25 protein-coding genes are annotated in these 24,251 nt (G+C 36.8%); 13 read left to right on the top strand and 12 right to left on the bottom strand.

Going from position 1 to position 24,251, the window contains the following annotated elements:
* Positions 1 to 49: 49 nt before the first annotated feature.
* Complete coding sequence (bshA, locus tag BM084_RS03065; RefSeq protein WP_093302703.1) at positions 50 to 1,168, top strand: N-acetyl-alpha-D-glucosaminyl L-malate synthase BshA; 1,119 nt, start codon at positions 50 to 52, stop codon at positions 1,166 to 1,168.
* Between the two features lie 70 nt (positions 1,169 to 1,238).
* Here bshA and BM084_RS03060 read toward each other — a convergent pair whose 3' ends face one another.
* On the bottom strand, positions 1,239 to 1,739 hold the full coding sequence (locus BM084_RS03060; RefSeq protein ID WP_075326873.1) for a hypothetical protein: 501 nt from the start codon (positions 1,737 to 1,739) through the stop codon (positions 1,239 to 1,241).
* Between the two features lie 139 nt (positions 1,740 to 1,878).
* Between BM084_RS03060 and BM084_RS03055 the strand changes: the two genes are divergently transcribed.
* Positions 1,879 to 4,797 carry an FAD-binding and (Fe-S)-binding domain-containing protein gene (locus BM084_RS03055; protein ID WP_075326872.1) on the top strand — a complete coding sequence of 973 codons (2,919 nt, stop codon included), beginning with the start codon at positions 1,879 to 1,881 and terminating at the stop codon, positions 4,795 to 4,797.
* Here the strand turns inward: BM084_RS03055 and BM084_RS03050 are convergent, their stop codons facing one another.
* On the bottom strand, positions 4,798 to 5,784 hold the full coding sequence (locus tag BM084_RS03050; protein WP_075326871.1) for a GlxA family transcriptional regulator: 987 nt from the start codon (positions 5,782 to 5,784) through the stop codon (positions 4,798 to 4,800).
* Between the two features lie 177 nt (positions 5,785 to 5,961).
* On the opposite strand from BM084_RS03050, the gene BM084_RS03045 reads away from it, so the two are divergent.
* From BM084_RS03045 to BM084_RS03005, 8 genes are all read left to right on the top strand, one after another.
* Positions 5,962 to 6,342 (top strand): VOC family protein, encoded by a 381-nt coding sequence (locus tag BM084_RS03045; protein ID WP_075326870.1) that lies wholly within the window; start codon positions 5,962 to 5,964, stop codon positions 6,340 to 6,342.
* A gap of 40 nt (positions 6,343 to 6,382) precedes the next feature.
* Complete coding sequence (locus BM084_RS03040) at positions 6,383 to 6,745, top strand: nuclear transport factor 2 family protein (protein WP_075326869.1); 363 nt, start codon at positions 6,383 to 6,385, stop codon at positions 6,743 to 6,745.
* A gap of 61 nt (positions 6,746 to 6,806) precedes the next feature.
* Positions 6,807 to 7,730 carry a VOC family protein gene (locus tag BM084_RS03035; RefSeq protein WP_093302757.1) on the top strand — a complete coding sequence of 308 codons (924 nt, stop codon included), beginning with the start codon at positions 6,807 to 6,809 and terminating at the stop codon, positions 7,728 to 7,730.
* Positions 7,731 to 7,789: 59 nt separating this feature from the next.
* Entirely contained in the window at positions 7,790 to 8,176 is a 387-nt protein-coding gene (locus tag BM084_RS03030) for a VOC family protein (protein ID WP_093302701.1), read from the top strand.
* 86 nt (positions 8,177 to 8,262) lie between these two features.
* Positions 8,263 to 9,126: an SRPBCC domain-containing protein gene (locus BM084_RS19585; protein ID WP_083634177.1), complete on the top strand. Its 864-nt coding sequence runs from the start codon at positions 8,263 to 8,265 to the stop codon at positions 9,124 to 9,126.
* A gap of 98 nt (positions 9,127 to 9,224) precedes the next feature.
* Positions 9,225 to 9,659 carry a VOC family protein gene (locus BM084_RS03015; protein WP_075326867.1) on the top strand — a complete coding sequence of 145 codons (435 nt, stop codon included), beginning with the start codon at positions 9,225 to 9,227 and terminating at the stop codon, positions 9,657 to 9,659.
* A gap of 39 nt (positions 9,660 to 9,698) precedes the next feature.
* A complete protein-coding gene (locus BM084_RS03010; RefSeq protein WP_075326866.1) occupies positions 9,699 to 10,298 on the top strand; it encodes a DinB family protein in 600 nt (199 codons plus the stop codon).
* 122 nt (positions 10,299 to 10,420) lie between these two features.
* Positions 10,421 to 10,639: a hypothetical protein gene (locus BM084_RS03005; RefSeq protein WP_075326865.1), complete on the top strand. Its 219-nt coding sequence runs from the start codon at positions 10,421 to 10,423 to the stop codon at positions 10,637 to 10,639.
* 3 nt (positions 10,640 to 10,642) lie between these two features.
* Here BM084_RS03005 and BM084_RS03000 read toward each other — a convergent pair whose 3' ends face one another.
* Complete coding sequence (locus BM084_RS03000) at positions 10,643 to 11,437, bottom strand: UDP-2,3-diacylglucosamine diphosphatase (protein ID WP_075327965.1); 795 nt, start codon at positions 11,435 to 11,437, stop codon at positions 10,643 to 10,645.
* A 177-nt stretch (positions 11,438 to 11,614) separates the two neighbouring features.
* Between BM084_RS03000 and aroC the strand changes: the two genes are divergently transcribed.
* Positions 11,615 to 12,679, top strand: a complete 1,065-nt coding sequence (aroC, locus tag BM084_RS02995; RefSeq protein WP_075326864.1) for a chorismate synthase — start codon at positions 11,615 to 11,617, stop codon at positions 12,677 to 12,679.
* Between the two features lie 28 nt (positions 12,680 to 12,707).
* A complete protein-coding gene (locus BM084_RS02990) occupies positions 12,708 to 14,054 on the top strand; it encodes a dicarboxylate/amino acid:cation symporter (RefSeq protein WP_093302698.1) in 1,347 nt (448 codons plus the stop codon).
* Here the strand turns inward: BM084_RS02990 and BM084_RS02985 are convergent.
* A complete protein-coding gene (locus tag BM084_RS02985) occupies positions 14,051 to 14,464 on the bottom strand; it encodes a thiol-disulfide oxidoreductase DCC family protein (RefSeq protein ID WP_075326862.1) in 414 nt (137 codons plus the stop codon). The two genes, BM084_RS02990 and BM084_RS02985, sit on opposite strands and share 4 nt — an antisense overlap.
* A 1-nt stretch (position 14,465) precedes the next feature.
* A complete protein-coding gene (locus BM084_RS02980) occupies positions 14,466 to 16,652 on the bottom strand; it encodes an endonuclease MutS2 (protein WP_093302696.1) in 2,187 nt (728 codons plus the stop codon).
* Between the two features lie 47 nt (positions 16,653 to 16,699).
* Between BM084_RS02980 and BM084_RS02975 the strand changes: the two genes are divergently transcribed.
* Positions 16,700 to 17,365: a uracil-DNA glycosylase gene (locus BM084_RS02975; RefSeq protein ID WP_075326860.1), complete on the top strand. Its 666-nt coding sequence runs from the start codon at positions 16,700 to 16,702 to the stop codon at positions 17,363 to 17,365.
* Between the two features lie 2 nt (positions 17,366 to 17,367).
* On the opposite strand, the gene BM084_RS02970 is transcribed toward BM084_RS02975, so the two are convergent.
* The 7 genes from BM084_RS02970 to BM084_RS02940 form a co-directional block, all read right to left on the bottom strand.
* Positions 17,368 to 17,943, bottom strand: a complete 576-nt coding sequence (locus BM084_RS02970) for a hypothetical protein (protein WP_075326859.1) — start codon at positions 17,941 to 17,943, stop codon at positions 17,368 to 17,370.
* 40 nt (positions 17,944 to 17,983) lie between these two features.
* A complete protein-coding gene (locus BM084_RS02965) occupies positions 17,984 to 18,835 on the bottom strand; it encodes a substrate-binding domain-containing protein (protein ID WP_093302693.1) in 852 nt (283 codons plus the stop codon).
* On the bottom strand, positions 18,832 to 20,886 hold the full coding sequence (gene ppk1, locus BM084_RS02960) for a polyphosphate kinase 1 (protein ID WP_093302690.1): 2,055 nt from the start codon (positions 20,884 to 20,886) through the stop codon (positions 18,832 to 18,834). Before ppk1 ends, BM084_RS02965 begins: the two co-directional genes overlap by 4 nt.
* A gap of 112 nt (positions 20,887 to 20,998) precedes the next feature.
* On the bottom strand, positions 20,999 to 21,868 hold the full coding sequence (locus tag BM084_RS02955; protein WP_075326856.1) for a nucleoside phosphorylase: 870 nt from the start codon (positions 21,866 to 21,868) through the stop codon (positions 20,999 to 21,001).
* 1 nt (position 21,869) lies between these two features.
* The gene (locus BM084_RS02950) at positions 21,870 to 22,802 is read right to left on the bottom strand and encodes a DUF1835 domain-containing protein (RefSeq protein WP_093302687.1); all 933 of its coding nucleotides are present in this window, start codon (positions 22,800 to 22,802) and stop codon (positions 21,870 to 21,872) included.
* 26 nt (positions 22,803 to 22,828) lie between these two features.
* Entirely contained in the window at positions 22,829 to 23,179 is a 351-nt protein-coding gene (locus BM084_RS02945) for a translation initiation factor (protein WP_075326854.1), read from the bottom strand.
* A gap of 3 nt (positions 23,180 to 23,182) precedes the next feature.
* Positions 23,183 to 24,133 (bottom strand): isopenicillin N synthase family dioxygenase, encoded by a 951-nt coding sequence (locus BM084_RS02940; RefSeq protein WP_075327964.1) that lies wholly within the window; start codon positions 24,131 to 24,133, stop codon positions 23,183 to 23,185.
* Between the last annotated feature and the right edge of the window lie 118 nt (positions 24,134 to 24,251).

Here is a 24,251-nt window from a genome sequence, read left to right as displayed (position 1 = left end):
GGCCTTGGTCGTAATTTAAATTCTCGCTAAGGTGAGTAAATCGAGCCAAATGAAAATAGCCATTGTATGTTATCCTACCTTTGGGGGTAGTGGAGTGGTAGCCACAGAGCTGGGGCTGGCCCTTGCAAAACGTGGTCACGAAATACATTTTGTAACCTACAGCCAACCTGTACGTTTAGATCAACTTTCCAGCAATGTACGTTTTCACGAAGTACACGTTCCAGAATATCCGCTATTTCACTATCAACCATACGAGCTTGCGCTTAGTAGTAAATTGGTAAATGTTGTAAAACAGTTTGATATTGAAATGCTGCATGTTCATTATGCAATTCCGCACGCTTATGCCGGTTATATGGCTAAAAAAATGCTTGCTGAAGAAGGAATTAACCTACCCATGGTAACCACACTTCACGGTACCGATATTACTTTGGTTGGCAATCATCCTTTTTACAAACCGGCGGTAACTTTTAGTATTAATAATAGCGATATAGTGACTTCGGTATCTAAAAGTTTAAAAGAAGATACCTTAAAATTCTTCAAAATCAGGAATGAAATTGAAGTAATACCCAATTTTATAGATTGCAGCAAATACGATAATAAAGCCTTTACCGACTGCCAACGCGAAATGATGGCCGAAAATAAAGAGAGAATTATTACGCATATTAGTAACTTCAGAAAAGTAAAACGCATAGATGATGTGATTAAAATCTTTTATGAAATTCAGAAAAAAATAGATGCAAAATTAATGATGGTTGGAGAAGGCCCTGAAAAAGAAATGGCAGAAGATTTAGTAGATGAACTCAATATTGCCGATAAAGTAATGTTTCTGGGGCAAAGTCACGAAATAGATAAGATTCTTTGCTTCTCTGATTTATTCTTACTGCCTTCAGAAAAAGAGAGTTTTGGTCTTTCAGCACTGGAAGCAATGGTTAATGGAGTTGCAATAATTTCTACAAATACCGGCGGACTTCCTGAAGTTAACCAAAATGGAATTTCTGGGTATTTAAGTAATGTGGGTGATGTTCAGGAAATGGCAGCTAATGCTTTAAAAATCCTGGAAAACGATGAAACCCTGGAGAAATTTAAAAACAACGCCAGGAGTGTTGCAGAAAAATTTGACATTAAAAATGTAATGCCCCTTTATGAAGATATTTATAAAAGAGCTTAACAAATTACCGTATAAAAAAAGAGGCTGATTTTGAATCAGCCTCTTTTTCTTTAACCTTATCTGTTATTATTTAGAATTGGTATCTTACTCCAAGAGCTATATCTGGAGAAAATTCATTCAGTACATTATTATCACTAAAGAATCCAAATTCTGGTCTAAAGTCTAAAGAAAGCAATAACGGGATATCGAAATTGTATTCTATACCTATATCACCTGCAAGGAATAAATAAGTACCGTCATCCTCATCACGAAACTCCCGGTTAGCATCTACCCCTAAGATTCCGGCTCCTGCACCTGCATACCAGTTAAATCCGCCTTCAATGTTCCAAACCCATTGGTACAGTCCGGTAAGTTTAAATGCATCATAATCGCTATTATCACGCCATCCAAGGTCAAATTCTAAACGATTATTATTGGTTCCTACTGCTCTTTGATAAGAAACTTCAGCACCAACACCATCTCCACCACCAAATCTTAGTCCAATGGCATTGTCTGAAATAGTCTGAGCTTCAGCCTGGTTATAAAACGTAGCGCCGATTGTAAAAACGGCAAGTAAAACTAATTTCTTCATAGTTAGCATTTTTAGATTTGTTGGCAAATTTAAATGTTAAAACCGCTCCGAAAACTTCTGGTAAGCCAATCTATTGTTAATATTGTTTAAAAATCTGTTAAGCGCTTTAGGGGAAATTTTCTATTTTTAACCCATAATTATGAAAGAAAAACTTAACCAACTATCCCAGCAAATTGACGGCCAGTTATATGACGATAAATTATGGCGATCAATCTTTGCTACAGATGCTTCCGTTTATCGCGAAATGCCTTTGGCAGTCTGTTATCCAAAAAGTAAAAATGACTTAAAGAAACTTATAAAATTTGCAAAAACAAATAAAACTTCTTTAATCCCAAGAACGGCAGGAACCTCTCTCGCCGGCCAGTGTGTGGGAGATGGCATCGTGGTAGATGTATCAAAGCATTTTACAAAAATCTTAAAAATAGATCCGGAAGCAAAAACCGTAACCTTGCAGCCCGGTGTAATTCGTGACGACCTTAACCGGGTTTTAAATGAATTTGGTTTATTTTTCGGCCCCAATACTTCAACTTCCAATAGGTGTATGGTTGGTGGAATGGTTGGAAATAATTCCAGCGGAACCACTTCTATTAAATACGGTACAACCCGGGAGAAACTGGTTTCTTTAAAAACCATTCTTAGCGATGGGAGTGAAGCCGAATTTAAAGATATTTCTGCAGAAGAATTTCAGGAAAAATTAAAGCTGGAAAACCTGGAAGGTGAGATTTATCGAAATATCCATAAGCACTTATCTTCTGAAGAAAACAAAAAAGAGCTAATTGAGAAATATCCACCTAAAAGTTTACACCGAAGAAATACCGGTTACGCAATAGATGAATTGCTCTATGCTGAAGTTTTTTCGGAAGGTTCTACCGAGCCATTAAACCTGTGTAAATTACTTTGCGGAAGTGAAGGTACTTTGGCTTTTACTACAGAAATAACGCTGAAACTGGACGATTTACAACCTCCGGAAGCCGCTATGATCGCCGCTCATTTTGATAGTATAGAAAGTTGCATGCAAGCCGTGGTACCGGTGATGAAGCATTCGCTGTATACCTGTGAAATGATGGATAAAACCATCCTGGATTGCACCAAACAAAACCTAAAATATAAAGAAAATCGCTTCTTTATTGAAGGCGATCCCAAGGCGATTTTAATGCTGGAAATAAGGGCAAATACCGCTGAAGAAGTCCAGGAACAAAGCCAGCAGGTATTAGAAACCTTAAAAGCATCAAATTTAAGTTATGCTTTTCCGGTTTTAATGGGCGATCAAATAGAGCTGGCAATGGAGCTGAGAAAGGCTGGACTCGGACTTTTAGGAAATATTATCGGCGATAAAAAAGCCGTAGCCTGTATAGAAGATACTGCGGTAGCGATTCCATATTTAGCCGATTATATTGCTGAATTTGCCGAAATAATGAAAAATTACGGCCAGGATGCGGTGTATTACGCGCACGCCGGTGCCGGTGAGATTCATTTACGTCCAATCCTGGATTTAAAGAAATCTGAAGATGTAAAACTCTTTAGAAGTATAACAACCGATGTTGCTAAACTCGTAAAAAAATACAATGGTTCTTTAAGTGGTGAGCACGGTGACGGTAGGGTAAGGGCTGAATTTATTGAAATGATGATTGGCCCTAAAAACTACCAAATTATCAGGGATATTAAATTCACTTTTGATCCCGATAATATTTTTAATCCCGGTAAGATTACCGATACCGCTCCAATGGATACTTCCCTTCGTTATGAAGTAGACAGAAAAGAGCCTGAGATTTCCACTTTAATGGATTTTTCAGAGTCTGAAGGAATTCTAAAACTTGCGGAAAAATGTAACGGGAGTGGAGATTGTAGAAAATCGGCTGAAGCCGGTGGCACAATGTGCCCAAGTTATCGGGCCACAAAAGACGAAAAAGATACTACTCGCGCCCGGGCAAATACTTTACGGGAGTTTTTAACAAATTCAGATAAAAGTAACCGATTTAACCACGAAGAAATAAAGGAGGCCTTTGATCTTTGTATTAGTTGTAAAGGTTGTAAAAGCGAATGCCCTTCCAGTGTTGATGTAGCTGCTTTAAAAGCCGAATTCCAGTACCAATATCAAAAAGAAAACGGGAAAAGCTTAAGAAGTAAGGCATTTGCGAACAATGGCAGAATGAACGGCCTGGCTTCTAAAGCTCACGGAATCTCCAATTTTTTCTTTAAAAATTCTTTCACTTCCAGCATTGCCAAAAAGATGATGGGCGTAGCACCGGAAAGGAATTTACCAATTTTAGCAAAGCGAACTCTGGCTAATTATTATAAGAAAAATAAGATGCGTTTTCAACTTGAAAATCCTATCAAAACAGTATATTTCTTTAATGATGAATTCACCAATTTTCTCGATTCAGAAATAGGAATTGATGCGCTGGAATTATTACATAAACTCAACTATCGGGTAGAATTTGTAAAACACGAAGAAAGTGGCCGTAGCCATATTTCCAAAGGTTTCCTGGAAGAAGCTAAAGAGTTCGCCAATAAAAACATTAGTATATTTAAAGATATCGTTTCTGAAAAAACCCCTTTAATAGGTTTGGAGCCATCGGCTATTTTGACTTTTAGAGATGAATATTTGCGTTTAGCCGATAATAAACCAGAAGCTGAAAAACTGGCAAAAAACTCATTCATCATAGAAGAATTCCTGAAAAAGGAAATCGCACTTGGTAATATAAACCCGGAACAATTTACTTCAGAAGAAAAAAATATTAAAATTCACGGGCATTGCCATCAGAAAGCACTTTCTAATACGGTGGTGACGTTTGATATCCTCAATCTTCCGAAGAACTTTAAAGTGAGTATAATTCCATCAGGTTGCTGTGGCATGGCTGGCTCTTTTGGTTACGAAAAAGAACATTACGAAGTGAGTATGAATATTGGTGAACAAACTTTGTTCCCCGCAGTTAGAAAAGCGTCTAAGGAGACAGTGATTTCAGCAAATGGTACAAGTTGTCGCCACCAGATTTTTGATGGAACAAAACGTAACGCACTGCATCCTGTGAGTATTTTAAGGGAAGCTTTGGTTTAATTAAGTGCTCGCCCTTGCGCGATTGTATTTATTTCGGTACTGAACCGGGGAAATCCCGGTTATTTTTTTGAAAGTGTTCCGGAATGCTTTTTCATCAGAATAACCGACTTCAAACATTACTTCTCCCACATTTTCACGGGAAGTTTCCAGGCTACGCTTGGCGGCTTCAACTTTTACGCGTTGTGTGTACTGGCTTATAGTATTATCTGTTGCCTTCTTAAATCGGCGTTCCAGGCTGCGACGGCTAAGAGCGAATTTATTAGCCAGATTATCTACAGTAATTTTTTCCGGAAAATGAGCTTCAATATATTCCTGAACCTTTTTTACGGTTTGATCTTCATGACTTTTTTGACCTTCAAATATTCTAAATGCGGATTGCTCCGCTTTATCCATATCTATCATAAAAGCTTTAGAAGTGAGAATAGCCATTTCACGACCCGCATATTTTTCAACTAAATACAGAAGTAAATTTAAATAAGAATAAGCCCCGCCACTGGTATAAATACCCGAATCTTCAGTCAAAATTTTATCGGCTACCAAATTGGCTTCAGGGTAACGAGATTTAAAATTATCAGCGTGAATCCAATGGGTGGAACATTGTTTTCCGTTTAAAAGCCCCGTTTCTGCCAGGAAGAATGCTGCCACGCATAAACTGGCAATTTCGGTTCCTTCATCATAGCGTTTCTTTAACCAGGGTATAAAATCTTTATTTTTTTCTAAAGCAACTGCCGGTTCATCGTGAATGGCGGGAATAATTATAAGATCGGTTTTAGTGATCTCCCCAATCATTTTTTCGGGTTTAACTGAAAAAAGTCCGTTGGTTTGCTCAGTAGGATTAGAAACGCCTACAAGTTCCACTTCAAAGAGCGGTTTCTTAGCGCGCTGTTCTAAAAAGCCGTTCACCTGATTAAAAATTTGGTGAGAACCAACAATATTTACCAAACTGGTATGGCCCCTGGGAATTAGTATGGAAATATGTTTTTTCATCTGTCTTACTCTTGTATCTAAAACGAATTTATTATTGATTTATTCTGAAAATCAAGGAACTAATTTAATAACTCTAAAACTTTTTTGACGCAAACTCCCCTAAAATTTGGCGTATTTCCCCCAGCTGTTTTTACTAAAAACCCTGTAATTTTATGATAACCAATAAATTAATGTGAAATGTTTAAGTATTCAGCAGTATTTAGCGGCTTTTCGGTAAACGATATAGAGAAAGCAGAAAAGTTTTATAGCAATATCCTGGAGTTTTCAGTGAAGAGTAATGCTATGGGACATATTGAATTAGATATTCCTGATAATAATAACATTATTATCTATCCAAAACCAGATCACCAACCGGCTGTTTTTACCGTATTAAATATACCGGTAGAAAATATTGATGAAGCTGTAAACCACCTGGTTAGAAAAGGAGTTCAGTTTGAACAATATGAAGGAGAAATCGCCACCGATGAAAAAGGAATATGTAGAAGTGATGGAAAAGGTCCAGATATAGCCTGGTTTAAAGACCCAGCTGGAAATATTATCTCGATTTTGAAGGAATGAATTAAAACATAACCTCACAGGTTTTACTAAAAACGAAATTATGACAGAAAAAGAAAAGTTTATCCGGGAGCTTAACGATGCATTTGCGAAAGGAGATGTTCCATATATTCTAAATTGTATGGCTGAAGATATTGTATGGGAAATGATTGGAGGAAACACCAGCCGCGGTAAAGCAGAAATTGAAAAAGAAATGGCTACAATGGAAGATATTGAAATGCTGGAAATGAAGGTTGATAAAATCATTACCCACGGAAAATCTGCTGCCTCAAATGGTACTTTCAGGTTGAAGAAAAACGGTAAAGAAAAGGCATATGGGTTTTGTGACCTCTATGAATTCAACGGATTTAAAAATGCGAAAGTGAAGAAAATGACTTCGTATGTAATTCCGCTGAAGGAAGAATAGTTTTAAAGAAATAGTCTCTGAACTGTTTTAAAATGACCTATAAATTCAAATGATTAGAAAAATGAAAACACAAAAAATTATATCCCATCTGTGGTTCGATAACGAAAAAAATTCGGTAGAGAAAGTGGTGGAGTTCTATAAAACAGTTTTTAAAAACGTTGAAATTAAAAATATTTCCCGCTATGGGAAAGCAGGTCAGGAAATTCATAAGCAAAAACCAGGTAGTGTAATGACTGTGAATTTCTCTATTGAAAATTATGAATTCGTAGGCTTAAATGGCGGAGATTATTTTCAATTAAATCCTTCAGTCTCATTTTTCGTGCTTTGTAATACAGAAAAAGAAATTGAAGATTTTTGGTCTAAATTGAAGGAAAATGGAAAAGTTTTAATGCCCTTAGATAACTATGAATGGAGTCCAAAATATGGATGGGTTGAGGATAAGTTTGGAGTTAACTGGCAATTAATGTTGGAAGAATCTCGAAGCACAAAAGAAAAAATTGTGCCCTCGTTCTTTTTTACCGGTAAAAGCCACGGAAGGGCAGAAGAGGCGATAAATTTCTATACTTCGGTTTTTAAAAATTCCCAGATTGAAGGCATCTTAAAATATACCAAAGATGATAAAAACGATTACGCTTTTGGTACGGTTAAACACGCCCAGTTTCAGCTGGAAGGGCAAACTTTTATGGCAATGGATAGCGGGATAGAGAACGATTTTCCATTTAATGAAGCCATTTCATTCATTATTGATTGCCAAACACAGGAAGAAATAGATTATTACTGGAACAAGCTTTCTACAATACCCGAAGCAGAGCAATGTGGGTGGCTAAAAGATAAGTTTGGAATTTCCTGGCAGGTGGTACCATCCACATTACTTAATAAAATGCTGCAGGATCCTGATAATGAAAAAAGAGAACGTGCCGTCGCTTCCTTTATGCAAATGAAGAAATTCAATATTCAGCAATTAAAGAAGGATTTTGAAGGCTAGTAAACTACCTCAAAGTATTTAAATCTCCATTATCGAGTCAAAACTTAAATCTAAAGCTTATGAAGACAAAGCAAATATGGGCAAATTTAGCTGTAAAAGATTTAGAGCGAACAACAAGTTTTTATACCAAATTAGGTTTTAAATCCAATAATTCCCGCCCCTCAAAAGAGCTTACGAGTTTCATGGTGGGAGATAATAATTTTGTGATTCACTTTTTTATAAAAAGTAAACTTAAGACCGCATTAAATGGTGAATTAGCTAATTTAAAGAAGGGAAATGAAATTTTATTCACCCTGGCAGCTTCAAGCACTGAGGAAGTAAACCAGTGGGAAATAGAAGTTAAAAATGCAGGGGGCACCATTGTTTCCAAACCTCATGAATTTGGGGAAGGATATTACGGTTTTGTGTTTTCTGATCCAGACGGTCATAAGTTCAATGTATTTTAAATGGAAGACTTTTAATGATTTAAAAGCTTAAAAAACTAATTCTATAATTCAACGGAACTATTAGCTTAATAATAAAAAATAAAATTATGGAACGAAAAGAATTTACAAGCACAATTAATGCTTCTAGAGAAAAGGTTTGGGAGGCATTATGGAGCGATGAAACCTACTCAAAGTGGACCGCGCCGTTTAGCGAAGGCTCCCGGGCAAAATCTGACTGGGAGGAAGGCAGTAAAGTATATTTCTTAAATGCCGATGGAGAAGGTATGGTGGCATTAATCTATAAACGTAAAGATCCCGAAATTATGAATTTTAAGCATATTGGGATGGTTGATAAAAACGGCAACGAAGATTATGAAAGTGAAAAAGTAAAATCCTGGGCCGGGCTGATGGAAAATTACCGGTTAGAAGATAAAAACGGAAAGACCATTCTCACCGTAACTATGGATTTAAAAGCTGAATACAAGGATTATTTTTTAAAAACCTGGCCCAAAGCATTGGAGAAATTAAAAGAAATAGCTGAAAACGATAGCCAGATGAAAAACCCGATAACAATTTCTGCTATAGTTAATGCTCCTGTTGAAAAGGTTTGGGAGGTATGGAACACACCGGAACATATTGAAAACTGGAATGCGGCTTCAGATGACTGGCATACAACTTCAGCTAAAAATAATTTAAAAAAAGGCGGCAAAATATCTTACCGTATGGAAGCAAAAGACGGTAGTACTGGCTTTGATTTTGAAGGTATTTATAGCGAAGTAAAACCTAACAAATCTCTTAGCTTTAAACTTTCTGATGGGAGGAAAGTCAGTGTAAATTTTAATGAAAAAGATAACAATACTCTTATAGAGGAAAGCTTTGAAGCCGAAAACCAAAACAGTCGCCAAATGCAGCAAGAAGGCTGGCAGGCCATTTTGAATAATTTTAAAAAGTATGCGGAAAATTTAAAATGAAATTACCAGGCTTAGAAATCTTTGTCACCCTGAACTTGTTTCAGGGTCTCATTTGAATTATTATAAAAATAAACTACAATCATTTAAACTACAAAACAATGGCAACACTAAATCCTTATTTGAATTTTAACGGCAATACCGAAGAAGCTTTTAACTTCTATAAATCGGTGTTTAAAAGTGATTTCTCACAGTTGATGCGTTTTACGGATATGCCTCCGGGAGAAGAAGGTGCAGATAAAATTCCGAAGGAATACGAAAATCAAATTCTGCATGTTTCTTTACCATTTGGTGACAGCGTTTTAATGGGATCTGATTGTATTGAAGCATTTGGGCAGAAAGCTGTTTTTGGTAGCAATAATTATATTTCGGTAACTCCCGAAAGTGAAGAAGAAACCCGCCGACTTTTCAAAGAACTTACGGCTGGCGGAGATATAGAAATGCCGCTGGAAGAAATGTTCTGGGGTGATCTTTTTGCGAGTTTTACAGATAAATTCGGAATCAAATGGAATCTGAATTATCCAATAGAAAAATAAAATTTATACCATCAAAAACAATCAATATAAAATTCAATTATGAAAAATTCAATTTTAGGCATCTTGTTTTTAATAGCAGCTTTGCCAATTACAGCACAGCAAAATACAAACAACAATGAGTTTCTTTTAAATTATTTTGAAGAAACTACAGTGAACCTGCAAGACGAAATCTCCGGACTTTCAGAAGAGCAAATGCATTTTAAACCTTCTGAAAATGAATGGTCAATTAGTCAATGTATAGAACACATTATTTTAACTGAAAAAATGCTGTTTGAAATGGCTAAAAGCGAGCTAAAAAAAGCCGAAAATCCGGAACTAAAAGGAGAAGTGAAATTTAAAGACGAAGATTTAATTAAAGGAATAAAAGACAGAAGTAAAAAAGCCCAGGCCACCGATGAACTAACGGGCGATGGGCAGTACAACAATCCTGAAACAGCTATGGCAGCTTTTAATGAACAGCGGCAAATAATCCTGGATTTTATAGAGAAAACGCCGGTAGAAACTTTCAGAAATCATATTAGTGATTCCCCTTTTGGCGCAGTAGATGCCTATCAATCTATGCTATTTATCGCCGGCCATACCGGTAGGCATACGTTACAGATTGAAGAGATAAAATCTTCAGAGGATTTTCCAGAATAGAACTACTTAATTTGTTAACTATAAATTAACCTTAGGTTCTGTAACTTATTAAGGAGACTGCTACTAACTGGAAACTTAAAATAAATTTGTTAAAAAAATCCTTAACCAAAAAATGAACAAAAATGGTTAGAGTATTTAAAACCAATATTACAGATACAGCCCTGGCAGAAGAATTTGTGGATTCTATTCACTTAAATTTCAGCAATTATATAGCGAATTTTGATTTAGAAGATTGTGATAATATCCTGAGAATTGAATCTTTTAATAATGAAATTTGTAGGGAGGCTATTATTAATCTAATTGCTGAAAAAGGTTTTTATGCTGAAGAATTGCCAGACTAATCTTTATTTTATTACGGTTATTGCTGCGAGCAGGCCTTTTTCAGGTTGTTTTTGAAGTTGATGGTAATAAGTGATGTTCCACTTTTTATCTTCATACTCCAGTGCGCTCAGGTTTTCTACCCAATCTCCAGAATTTAAATATAAACACGTACCTTTTTTATTGGTTTTTCTTACGATTTTGGGCTGGTGAATATGGCCGCAAATCACATATTTATAGCCATTTTCTATGGCAAGATCTGAAACGGTTTTTTCAAATGCCGAGATAAATTTCCCGGCATTTTTTACACTGTTTTTTATCTTTTTAGAAAGCGAATATTTGTTTCTTCTCATTTTAACAAGTATTTGGTTGAGTAGACGATTAATGAGAATCAGCACATCGTAACCCCAACCGCCCAATTTAGCGATCCACTTCGCTTTGTGAATTCCAACATCAAATACATCTCCGTGAAAGAACCAGGCTTTTTTGCCATCCAGCTCTAGCACTAATTTATTGGTAATTGTTAAATCACCAAGTTGAGTATCGCTAAATTTTCTAAGGAATTCATCGTGGTTTCCGGTAATATAAATTACCTCGGTTCCAGTGGTACTAAGATCAATGATCTTTTTAATAACTTCAAGATGAGATTTTGGGAAATAACTTTTTCTAAACTGCCAAATATCAATAATATCTCCATTTAACACCAGTTTTTTGGGCTGAATACTCTCCAAATATTCAAGAAGTTCTTTAGCGTGAGCGCCAAATGTGCCTAAATGAATATCTGAAATAACAACTATTTCCGGCTTTCTCTTACTTGTCAAATGCTTGAAATTCTTTTCATTACAAATAACAGAAATTGACAAAATTTAAACCATTAATCTGCCTTATTGAATATTTATCAAATCATTAAATTCATTTCCATTTGTTAACGGAATATTAAATCAACTTACATTTTCAAATATTGACTGAAAAAATTACATTTGTTCAAAATCAATAAAATGGCAGGAAATTCCTTCGGAAAACTTTTTAAACTAACCACTTTTGGAGAATCCCACGGGCAGGCCATTGGAGGAATTATAGACGGTTGCCCGGCCGGAATAAAGTTGGATCTTGAAAAAATTCAAACTGAACTCAACCGTAGAAAACCCGGTCAATCGGCGATTGTTACTCAACGAAAGGAACCTGATACCGTAGAATTTTATTCGGGAACTTTTGAAGGAGAAACTACTGGAACTCCTATTGGGTTTGTAATTAAAAATGCCAACCAGAAATCTAAAGATTATTCACATATAAAAGACACGTATCGTCCCAGCCACGCCGATTATACGTACGATGAAAAATATGGCGTGCGCGATTATCGCGGCGGCGGAAGATCTTCTGCCCGTGAAACTGCCTGTAGGGTAGTAGCCGGTGCGGTCGCAAAGCAGTTTTTAAAGGATATTCAGTTTAATGCCTATACAGCTTCGGTTGGAAAAATTGAACTGGATAAAAATATCAAAGAACTTGACTTTAGTTTAATTGAAACTAACGCTGTACGTTGTCCAGATCCAGCTTCCGCAGAAAAAATGGAAGATTACATCAAGCAAATTAGAAAAGAAGGGGATACCGTGGGTGGAACCGTGCAATGTGTAATTAGAAATATGCCAAAAGGCCTTGGAGAACCGGTTTTTGATAAACTTCACGCCGAATTGGGAAAAGCTATGCTTTCTATAAATGCCGTAAAAGGTTTTGAATACGGTAGTGGGTTTGAAGGAACTAAAATGAAAGGTAGCGAACATAATGACCTTTTTAATGAAGACGGCTCCACTAAAACCAATTTAAGCGGTGGCATACAGGGTGGTATTTCTAACGGAATGGATATTTATTTTAATGTAGCTTTTAAACCTGTGGCTACAATTATGCAAAAACAGGAAACCATAAATAAACAGGGCGAAAATGTTGAAATGCAGGGAAAGGGAAGACACGATCCTTGTGTAGTACCTCGTGCTGTCCCAATAGTTGAGGCAATGGCCGCCCTGGTAATCGCCGATTATTTACTTCAGAATAAAAGTTCAAAAATTTAATTGATTTAAATCCTGAAATTTACTTAGCATGAAAAAACTTGCACTGCACTGGCAGATTTTACTTGGAATGGCTGCCGGGGTTATTTTTGCCTTAATTCTTACAAATTTTAGCTGGGGATCAGAATTTATTGCAGATTGGATAAAACCTTTTGGGAACATTTTTATCAATGCCTTGAAACTTATTGCAGTGCCGCTTATTTTGGCATCTTTGGTAAAAGGAATTTCCGACCTTAAAGATATTTCGAAGCTTTCAAAAATGGGAGCGCGTACCATAGGGATCTATATTTTCACCACTATTGTAGCGGTAAGCATAGGGCTAGGAATGGTTAACCTTATAAAACCTGGGAACGCAATTACCGCAGAAACCCAGCAAGATCTTATTGCAAGTTATGAGGGAGACGCATCTGGGATTAAAGCCAATGCGGATAAACAAAGGGAATCTGGGCCTTTACAGGCTTTAGAAGATATAGTTCCAGAAAATATTTTTGCAGCTGCAGGAGATAATGCCAATATGCTTCAGGTAATTTTCTTCGCCATTTTCTTTGGAATTGGACTCATTCTTATTCCCGAAAAAACGGCAAAACCGGTAAAAGATTTCTTTGACGGATTCAATGAAGTGATCCTAAAAATGATCGATTTAATTATGCTTACGGCGCCATATGGTGTATTTGCACTTCTTGCCGCCCTGGTGGTAGAATCTCCCAGCACCGATCTTTTTGCAGCACTTGCCATGTACGGAGTAACCGTTTTAATTGGTCTTGCCTTAATGATAGGATTTTATATTCTTTTGGTTTGGGGTGTAACTAAAAATAAACCTTCTTTTTTTGTAAACGGAATTGCTCCGGCACAATTACTGGCATTTTCAACAAGTTCCAGCGCTGCTACTTTACCCGTTACTATGGAGAGGGTAGAGGAACATATGGGCGTGAGCCGGGAGGTTTCCAGTTTTGTACTGCCAATTGGAGCCACTATTAATATGGATGGGACCAGCCTTTACCAGGCCGTCGCTGCAGTTTTTATTGCCCAGGCCTTTGGAATGGACCTTAGTATTGGTACCCAACTGGGAATTATCGCCACTGCTACTTTAGCCTCTATTGGCTCTGCTGCTGTGCCAGGTGCGGGAATGGTGATGCTCGTTATTGTACTGGCCCAGGCCGGTATTCCAGAAGCCGGTTTAGCCCTTATTTTTGCGGTAGACAGACCTTTAGATATGTGTAGAACTATGGTAAATGTTACCGGTGACGCCGCAGTTTCACTAATGGTTGCAAAATCTGTAGACAAGATGGGGCCACCCAATGTAAAAGAATGGAATGATGATTACCACCCTGACAGTGATGTTGATGAAACCGGACTGGAGAAAAAAGAGAAAGCTTAGTCCAGGAATTTAGATTTTAATTCTGGTGTAGGGATCATACAACTTTCTTTTTTACCGTACCATTTATAACGGTTGTTAGCCACAAAATTATAAATGCCATCCCGCAGACTTTCGGGAATAAATAGGAAGTTTTTCAGCAAAGAATAACCGCCGGAAAGTTCTCTGGAAATTTCCAGTGCAGCGGTAGATTTTCGATAATAAGCAACTCCTGGATCAATTAAAACAATAGAATCCAATTCTTCTGGATCCATACCGCGTTCTTCAACCAGTTTTCGACCCATTTCGCTTTGTAAAGAGGCAAATCGAAATACATCTTTTTTATCGTGTTCAATTATAAAAGTAACAGCGCTATTACAGAGGTTGCAAACGCCATCAAAAAGAACAATTTTTTTATCTTTTGGAATTTCCATATTATTTCTTTTTCATTGCCTGCACCAGTTCCAGTTTTTCCACATCAACCTGTGTGGTGAACATTCCGTAGTTTACTGTTGCTTTTTCTTTTTCAATTTTATCTAAAGTTCCTACCGAGCGACTGTCTTCTAATCTCACCCTGTCTCCAATTTTAGGCGGAATCTTAGGCTTATTCGCTTCCTGGCGTTCTTTCTCGGTAGTTTTATCCTTTTCTTCTTTCTTCCTTTTTCTAATTACTTCAACCTTCTTTTTAACTTCCTGCTGAACTTTTTTCTCCTTTTCTTTCTGAATTTTTCGCTGTTTAGCCGACTCTTTTTTACGCTTGGAATTTTCAATTTCTACAAACTTGAGGAATTCGCCAATAAGCTCCTTTTTCTTTTTATTCTGAAAATATTTTTCACTCAGCTCATTTACCTTTTGTCCCATATAAATGAGGCGCTGGTTGCTGTCGTACAACTCCTGGTAGCTTTCCAGCTTTTGCTGGATCCTGGTATTGGTTTCCTCCAGTTTATCTTTTTCAAGAGCTGCCTTTTGTTCCTTAGTTTTTAGAGAATTGGTAGTTTTTTCAAGTTTAGAGCGTTCTTGCTGAAGTTTTGCAATACTCCTGTCAAACCTAATTTTTCCTTTTTCAACTTTTTTTCGGGATCTATTTATCAAACTATAAGGAATACCATTTTTTTGGGCAACTTCAAAAGTAAATGAGCTACCGGCTTCCCCAACCTGAAGCTTATAAATTGGTTCCAGGCTTTTAGAATCAAAAAGCATATTGGCATTGCTCATATTAGGCATTTCGTTGGCCAGCTTTTTTAAATTCGCATAATGCGTGGTTAAAATACCAAAAGATTCTTTTTCGTAAAAAACTTCGAGAAAAGTTTCAGCTAAAGCACCACCGAGTTCTGGATCACTTCCGGTTCCAAATTCATCGATAAGGAAGAGGGTTTTATCGTCACATTTCCGCAGAAAATAATTCATATTCTTGAGGCGGTAGCTATAGGTACTCAAGTGATTTTCTATAGATTGATTATCACCAATATCGGTTAGAATTTTTTCAAACAAGCACATCCTGCTATACTCATGAACAGGTACTAAAATTCCACTTTGTAGCATTAACTGTAATAATCCTACGGTCTTTAAGGTAATACTTTTTCCGCCGGCATTAGGCCCGGAGATTACAATAATTCTGTTGTCTTTTGCTAGTTCAATACTTTGCGGATAGGTTTTATCGCCTTTTTTCTTATTGCTTAAATAGAGTAGTGGGTGGTAAGCATCTTTAAGCTGAAGTTCGCGCTCTTTTGTGATTTTTGGCAGCAACCCATTGGTCATTTCGGCATATTTCGCTTTTGCCGCAATAACATCTATTTCACAAAGCAAATTCTGATAATCTATTAAAAGTGGTTTAAACGGCCTTATTCTATTGGTCAGCTCCTTTAAAATACGTTTAATTTCCTCTTTTTCTTCATACTCAAGATTATTAAGCTCACGAGTATACTGGTAAGTCGCTTCCGGCTGAATATAAACAATACTTCCGGTTTTCGAATTTCCTAAAATTCCGCCTTTAACCTTTCGGCGATGCATTGCCGTAACGGCTAAAACCCTGACGTTTTCAACCACACTTTCTCTAATTTCATCTAAATAACCATAAGAATGATAAGTGGTAAGCGCTTTTGCGAAACTGGAGTTAATTTGACCTTTTACCTGGTTAATTGATCGTCTAATTTGTTGTAAATGCGGCGTGGCATCATCTTTTAACTCGCCAAATTTGTTGATCACCCCGCCAATGCTATCTACAATTTCAGTAGTATATTCTACTTCAGAAGTTGTTTCAAACAAACTCGGGTAATACTCCTCGAATTTTCTAAAAAATTTGATGTGTGTATTTACAGTTTCTGAAAGGCTTGCGATTTTTCTGAAACTTCCAATTTCCAGGATAGAATCTTCAATTTCCAGAGTACGCAATTCATTTTTAATAGCATCAAAGCCGTGATTTGGAATGCGGCTTTCCCGGGTTTTTGAACTTACATACTCATTTGTTTGATGAAGTCCGAAGAGTGTCTTTTTTCCAGTTTTATATGGCTGAAGTTTTAAAGCTTTTTCTTTTCCCGGTCCTGTAATGCATAAATCTGAAATTTGCTGGCAAACAACAGGAAATTCGAGGTCTATAAGGCTTTTTGGTGCAATTTTAATCATAAATAAATTTCCCTACTTTTGAGGTTCTGCAAATTTACTTAATTAAAATGAAGGTAGATATACACCCCAGCTGGAAAAAAGAACTGGCAGAAGAATTTGAAAAAGGTTATTTTAGAAGCCTGACAGAATTTGTAAAAACCGAATATACCGAACATACTTGTTTTCCAAAAGGGAAAGATATTTTCTCGGCTTTTGAACACGCCACTTTTCCCAATACCAAGGTGGTTATTTTAGGTCAGGATCCTTACCACGGGCCGGGACAGGCTAATGGGCTCTGTTTTTCTGTTAACGATGGAATTCAATCACCGCCATCGCTTCAAAATATTTTTAGGGAGATTAAAGATGATTTGGGTAAACCGGTACCAGATTCCGGAAATTTAGAACGCTGGGCAGATCAGGGTGTCTTATTGCTGAATGCCACATTAACGGTTAGAGCGCACCAGGCAGGTTCTCACCAAAAGAAAGGCTGGGAACAATTTACCGATAGGATTATAGAAATAATTTCTAAGGAAAAAGAAAATGTAGTTTTCTTACTCTGGGGCGGTTATGCAAAAAAGAAAGGAGCCATAATTGACTCCTCTAAACATCTTATATTACCCAGTGGGCATCCATCTCCTTTAAGCGCAAATCGTGGTTACTGGTTTGGTAATAAGCATTTCAGCAAAGCAAATGCTTATCTAAAAGAAAACGGGAAACAGCCAATAGACTGGTAAGCTTAAAATCTAAATCCAAGATTTACGTTAAACTGGCCCACGATAGTTGGAGAGTTTTCGCTAAGTAGATTTCTACCAATTCCTGCACCTAGGTCTAGAAAGAATCCTCCCGTAGAAACGAATTTGCCGCCAACGCCAAAGCCAAGCGCAAAATCTGTGTAATTTTCATATTCGTAATAACCATAGCCGTCTGGTCCCACTACATAATTATCGTCATATTCTCCACTGGAAAGCATTCCGAAACCGTGAACGTAGAAACCACGAGCGTAACGGTCGCCAAAGAAATATTTGTATTTCCCGGTTAGCGAAAAATCTTTATAAAATGCATCGTCTATATTCTCGTTGTCGCGATCTAAAGCTTTTATAAAGCCTTCAATTGCCCAACTGGAATTCTTGTCGATAATGCGTTCGTATGTGAGATCTAAAGCGCCAAAGGCAACGAGGTTAAGCGCACCAATACTTAATTCATTTTGAGTAATATCCCTTTTATCGGGTTCGGTAGTTTGGGTATTTTGCGAGTCTTGCGCGAAAGTAACTGATGAAATAAGTACTAAAAATAGTAGTAATAGTTTTTTCATTAAAGTAAAATTGATGAGTTATGATTGATGATTAATTAGGCTACAAATTATGAATAAATTCGGATGAACGCTGTTTTTTTGAAATTAAGTTTAGTTCCAATAATTTCTCCTGCACTTTTTCTACCTCAGCTTCAGCAATTTGCTCTGCACTCCAATGTGTAATATCAAGCCATTTTTCAATATCTTCAAGGCGCTGATCGTATCTTTCGGCTAATTTTTCGGCGATTTTTGGTAGTTTTTTAAAGCGTTGAGTCTCCCTGTTTAAAATTTCTAACATCGTCTTAAGGCGTTCCGGTTCATTTTTTAAACTCTCATTTCTGGCTGCAATCACAAAGCACGGCCAGGGCGTAGGGCAATCGGCAAGTCTTCTAAAGGTATGGTTATCTACCAGAGGTTTGGTAGTAAAATGCTCCCACATAAAATACTGGGCTTTATCTTCTTTTAGCGCTTCTACAGCTCCATCCAGGTCTTTTACTATTTCAAACTGTAATTCTTCAGGATTCCATTCGTGGTTTTGTGCATTAACATAGGCCATAAGATGTGAACCGCTACCTTTTCTGCTAATTGCCGCTTTTGTGTGTTTAAGTTCTTCAACCGATTTATACTTAGAACCAGCCGCTACGTGAATTCCCCAAACCAAAGGAGAACCTATGTAAGTTTGAATAATCTTACTTTCATTTCCCGAAATTATATCTTTTAAAATTCCTTCAGTTAAAATTACTGCGACATCAATTTCTCCAGATCGTAAGGCTTTGTTCATAGCACCGGTTCCACCTGGAAAATCTTTCCAAATAACATTAATGCCACGCGTTTCAAATAATTTTTCTTCTATACATAAATGCCACGGAAGGTTAAAATGCTCGAGGACTCCACCTACTTTTATAGTTTTCATTTGCTATGTTTTTCTTTTAAATAATTATAGATTTCGTATTGCGATCTCACGGGCTGCTCACCGTTTGTTCTCTTAACATACTCATTTTTCTCATCAGCATCCTGAATTCTCGCTTTTACATTATCGTTTAGCTGAATTTCAAGGATTTCTTTGAATTCCTGTGCTACATCTTTATCCAGAATAGGGGAGAGCACTTCTATTCGGCGGGAAAGGTTACGCGTCATCCAGTCGGCACTACCGTAATAGATCTTTTCATCTCCACCGTTTTCAAAAATATAAATACGCCCGTGTTCTAAATATCTATCTACAATACTGGTAATATAAATATTTTCACTTAAACCTTTAATTCCGGGAGTTAGGCAGGTAAAACCGCGAACCAGCAGTCTTATTTCTACACCGGCATTACTGGCTTTATAAAGTAACTCGATTATTTCGGGATCTTCAAGGCTGTTCATTTTAGCGGTGATTTTTGCCTTTTTTCCTTCCCGGGCGTTATCAATTTCGTTGTAGATAAGTTTAATAAATTCCTGTCGTGTAGAAAATGGAGAGATCAATAAGTTTTTTTCCCGCGGAATAATTAATTCTCCTTCAAGAACTTTAAACAAACGCGATAATTCTTTAGCAATTTGTTTATTTGAAGTAAAAATAGCGTGATCGCAATATATTTCTGAAGTTTCACTATTAAAATTCCCCGTGCCAATATAGGAATAGTTGACTAAATCATCGCCTTCCATACGCTGTACCAGCATTATTTTAGAATGCACTTTGATCTTGGGGTAAGAATAAATTACATTGGCGCCTTTTTCCTCAAATTTTCGGCCCCAAATTATATTATTTTCTTCATCAAACCTGGCTTTGGCTTCTACAAATACCGTAACCTGTTTTCCGTTTTCCAGAGCCTTTAAAAGTAAACTTGTTAATCTTGATTCATCTGCAACGCGGTATAAAGAAATCTTAATAGCGGTTACATCTTTATCTTTTACGGCCTGTTCCAGGAAATTCTCTACATAAGCAAAAGACATATAAGGGAAATGTACTGCCTGGTCTTTCTCTGAAATTGTTTCAAAATAATTTTTTGATCCCGAGAGTACTTTATGCTCTATTGCAGGAAGTTTTTTATAATGAAGATCTGGATTGTTTGTAGGATCGGGGAAAGAAAAGAAATCATTAAAATTATGATATTTCCCCCCAGGCATCATATCAATTTTTCCCAGCTTCAGCAGTTTTCTAATTTTTTTATGAAGAAAATTTGGCATTTCTGCATCATATAATAGTCGTGTTGGCTGCCCATCGGTTCTTTGAGCGAGGGAGTCGTAAATTTTTTCAGCTAAAACACCTTCATAAATATCTTCAATATAAAGCTCGGCATCGCGGGAAAGTTTAATTTCATAAACACCTTCAATCTTATGATCTTTAAAAATAGAACTTACCTGACTTCTAATAATTTCGTCTAAATAAGTTATGGAATTATCTTCGCCGTCGCCTTCAAGATTAACAAATCTTCCGCAGGCATCCACAGGAATATTTACGATCCCAAGTTTTTCTTTATCGGTAAAACTCACCACAAAATATAATTCGGCGTTTTGAAGAAAAAGTTCATTTTCTTCCTCAAGATCAATAACCTCGGGCTTAATATGCGATTTTACCTTTTGCTGAAAATAATTAGATGCAAATTCATTTTGGGCTGTATTAAAATGCTCGGCATCTATAAGAAGAATATCGTTTTTAGCAAGCTCAGGTAAAATTTGTTTTTGGTAAATCTCGCCAAATTTGTGCTGCTGCCGTTTTACTTCCTCCAGGATTTCCTTGGTAGTTTTAGTAGGTTTTAAGGCGAGTTTTTTACGAATGCTTTTCTCCACACGCTTCATTTGGCGAAGCTGCGCAACCCTTACCCTAAAGTATTCATCTAAATTAGAAGAGAAAATAGCTAAAAAACGAATCCGCTCGTAAAGCGGATTGAGTTTATCTTCTGCCTCCTGTAAGACTCTAGCATTAAAGCTCAGCCAGTTAAGGTCACGATGCCTTAATGGAATTTCTTGTGGTTCCTGCATTATTGATTAGTGGTTTGACCAAAAATACAAATAAGGGCAGAGGTTTGCTTTTAATTTTCTGTTAAATGCGCAGGCAGAAAGATTTTAAGACTCCTATAATTTTATAATAAGATTACTTTGCCAATTGCTCTAAACTGTATTGAATAAGCTCATCTACGGTATTTTTAGGATCTTTAGAAAATGTTCCCGCAGCCCGGTTAGCAATTATTGCATTCATTGAAATCGCATTATGTCCAAGTAATTTAGATAAGCCGTAAATCGCTGAAGTTTCCATTTCAAGATTTGTGATTTTCTTATTATTGAATGAAAACGAAGCTAGTTTATCGTTCATTTTATCATCCTGGAGTGCTAAACGTAAAATTCTACCCTGCGGACCGTAAAATCCAATATTTGTAGCGGTCACCCCTTTATGCAACCTGGAATAAGCCATACGGGAAATAAGCTTTTCACTCCCGTCTACAACATAAGGTGCAGCTTTCTTTTTAAACCAGTCTAAATGTTGACTAAAAGCATCAGCAAATTCTGAATTTTGAATATGCTCGCTTTCATAGAAGTGTAAAAGTCCGTCAAAGCCAATAGCGCTTTCGCTAATTAAAAAGGAATCTACCGGAACTTCCTTTTGAATAGAGCCCGAAGTTCCAATTCTTATAATATCTAAACTCGTAATTTCTTTTTTAAGCTCCCTGGTTTCAAAATCTATATTTACAAGTGCATCAAGTTCGTTAAGTACAATATCAATATTATCGGGTCCAATGCCAGTAGAAATCACACTGATGCGTTTTCCTTTATAATAACCTGTTTGAGTATAAAATTCCCGTTTTTTTAATTTGAATTCAACTCTATCAAAATGCCTGGTAATTCTCTCAACCCGGTTAGGATCGCCCACTAAAATCACAGTCTTAGCAAGATGTTTTGGTAATAAATTTAAATGGTAAACGCTACCATCACTGTTTTGTATAAATTCTGAAGCTTCTATTGGCATATTATAATTTTAAAACTTTATGGGAGTCGGCATCATAGAGAAAATCAAAAACTCTTGCACCTCCCAAATATTCTTCGTTCTTAAGTTCCTGGTAAAAATTTTTCTTCTGGTTTAAGACATCCTGACCTTTTGAGGTTAACACCACGCGATTATCTTCCAGCGCATAGAAAATAGATAGTTTACTGAGTACCCTTTCCATTTGAGAATCGCTATAACCATAATATCCCTGGTACTGCAGGGCGTAACCCAACAATTGGTTAAATGAAGTTATTTGCTGATTTTCTACCAGTTTAAGTACATTTCTCTCCAGCGAATTAATACCGGTTTTACTATTGGGAAAACGTTCTATATGCGCCCTAATGCAACTGGAAAGATATTCAAAATTTGAAGTCTTTTTTATTTGTTTTTTGAGTTTCATGGGGTCGTTGCTGCAATACAGCTCCCAAACCAAATTAGCAATCTCCAGGTCTTCTTCTTCTAACTGAATTTTTTTATTAAAATGATTTAATAAATGTTTTTGCGGAAGCCTGGAAAGCGGTAGAAATTCATCCTCTCCTTTTTGGCGTTTACTACATACCAGGTAAAAAGGAACTTTTGGCTGGTGTTCCCTGTAAAAACTTATGGCCGCCAGCATATTTATATGGCAAAAAAGATCGAATTCAAACCAGAGTACCACGTGGTCGTAATCTTTAGCTTTTTTTAGTTTTTTAAGCTGGGATACAAAACGTTTTTTATATTCTTCAGAAGAAATATTGTAGGCTTCTTTTAAAAATTCCTCTCTTTTCCTAATGAATTTCAAAGAACCGACTTCTTTAACACACGGCCCTTCGCAAAGCAATTCCCGCCAAACAATAATTTGCCCGGGTAGATCCAGTTCTTCAACCTGTTCGGTTAAGCTATCACCATTAACAATATGCAGGGCCTTTTTTTCCATTGGGAGAATTTAAAGGTTGGTGGAAATTAACCGCCAACCCGTTTTACATTATAACCATCTATTCTAAGCAGTTCCATAATTTTTTCCCTGTCGTCACCCTGGATAATAATCTCACCATCTTTAGCCGAACCGCCAACTCCACATTTTTTCTTTAGCTTCTTTCCAAGAATTACTAAATCGTCATTAGTTCCTTCAAAGCCTTTAATAATAGTAACGGTTTTTCCACCGCGACCTTTACTGCTAAAATGCGCTTCCAGTTGCTGATCTGCTGGTGCTAAGGTTTCTTCGGTTTCTTCGTGCTCGTTTCCTTCAAAATCATCATTTGTAGAAAAAACAAAACCGCCTAAATCTTCTAGTCCGAGTTTTTTCTTCGCCATAACTTACTTTTTTAGGAGTCCAATTTCTACCAGGCGCTGGTGTAAAAATTCGCCGGCAGTAATATCTTCATATTGTTTTGGGTTCTCTTCATCTATACATTCTTCCAGGCAATCTAAGCGCATCTCACTTCTGGGGTGCATAAAGAAAGGAATTGAATATCTTGGTTTATCCCATTGCTCCTTTGGCGGGTTAATTACGCGATGAATTGTAGAGCGTAATTTATTATTGGTATGTCTCTCTAACATATCTCCCACATTGATTACCAACTCATCTTCCTGGGGTACCGCATCAATCCACTCGCCATCTTTTCGCAATACCTGTAAACCTCCTGTAGAGGCTCCCATAAGTAAAGTGATAAGGTTTATGTCTCCATGAGCGCCGGCTCTAACCGCACCTTTAGGTTCCTCGGTAATAGGAGGGTAGTGGATTGGTCTTAAAATACTATTTCCGTTGCTGGCCCAGTGATCAAAATAATGTTCTTCCAAACCAATGTATAAAGCTAATGCCCGTAATACATAAATACCGGTTTTTTCCAGCATTCGGTAAGCTTCCATGCCTACCTTATTAAAATCCTTAAGTTCAGAAACCTGTACATTTTCGGGGTATTCTTCAGTAAGATTTGCATCTTCAGCCGGTTCCTGCCCAAAATGCCAGAACTCTTTAAGATCACCTTCTTTTTTACCTTTTGCGTGTTCTTTTCCGAAGGAAATATAGCCCCGCTGACCTGCAAGACCTTCAATTTCATATTTTTTCTTTATTTCTAAAGGAAGCGCAAAAAAACTTTTTACTTCTTTATATAGGTTTTCTTCCAGCTCATTATCAAGAAAATGATTTTTTAAAGCTACAAAACCAATCTCTTCGTAAGCTTTGCCAATCTCTTCAACAAATTTTTGTTTTCTGTTTGGATAATCAGATAGAAAATCGGCAAGATCTACGCTTGGAATATTATTCATTGCCATAATATGCTTAGTTTTTTGAGAATTTAACACACAAAGTTAAAGAAAAATACGGGAGCTAACGAGGCTTTTTAAATTTCTTAGCATTTATAATTTTGGTTACATTTGGTAAACA

Origin of the sequence: Salegentibacter agarivorans (genome assembly GCF_900113135.1) — a bacterium.
GTDB classification, from domain to species: Bacteria; Bacteroidota; Bacteroidia; order Flavobacteriales; family Flavobacteriaceae; genus Salegentibacter; species Salegentibacter agarivorans.
This window is presented reverse-complemented; position numbering and strand designations above follow the sequence as displayed.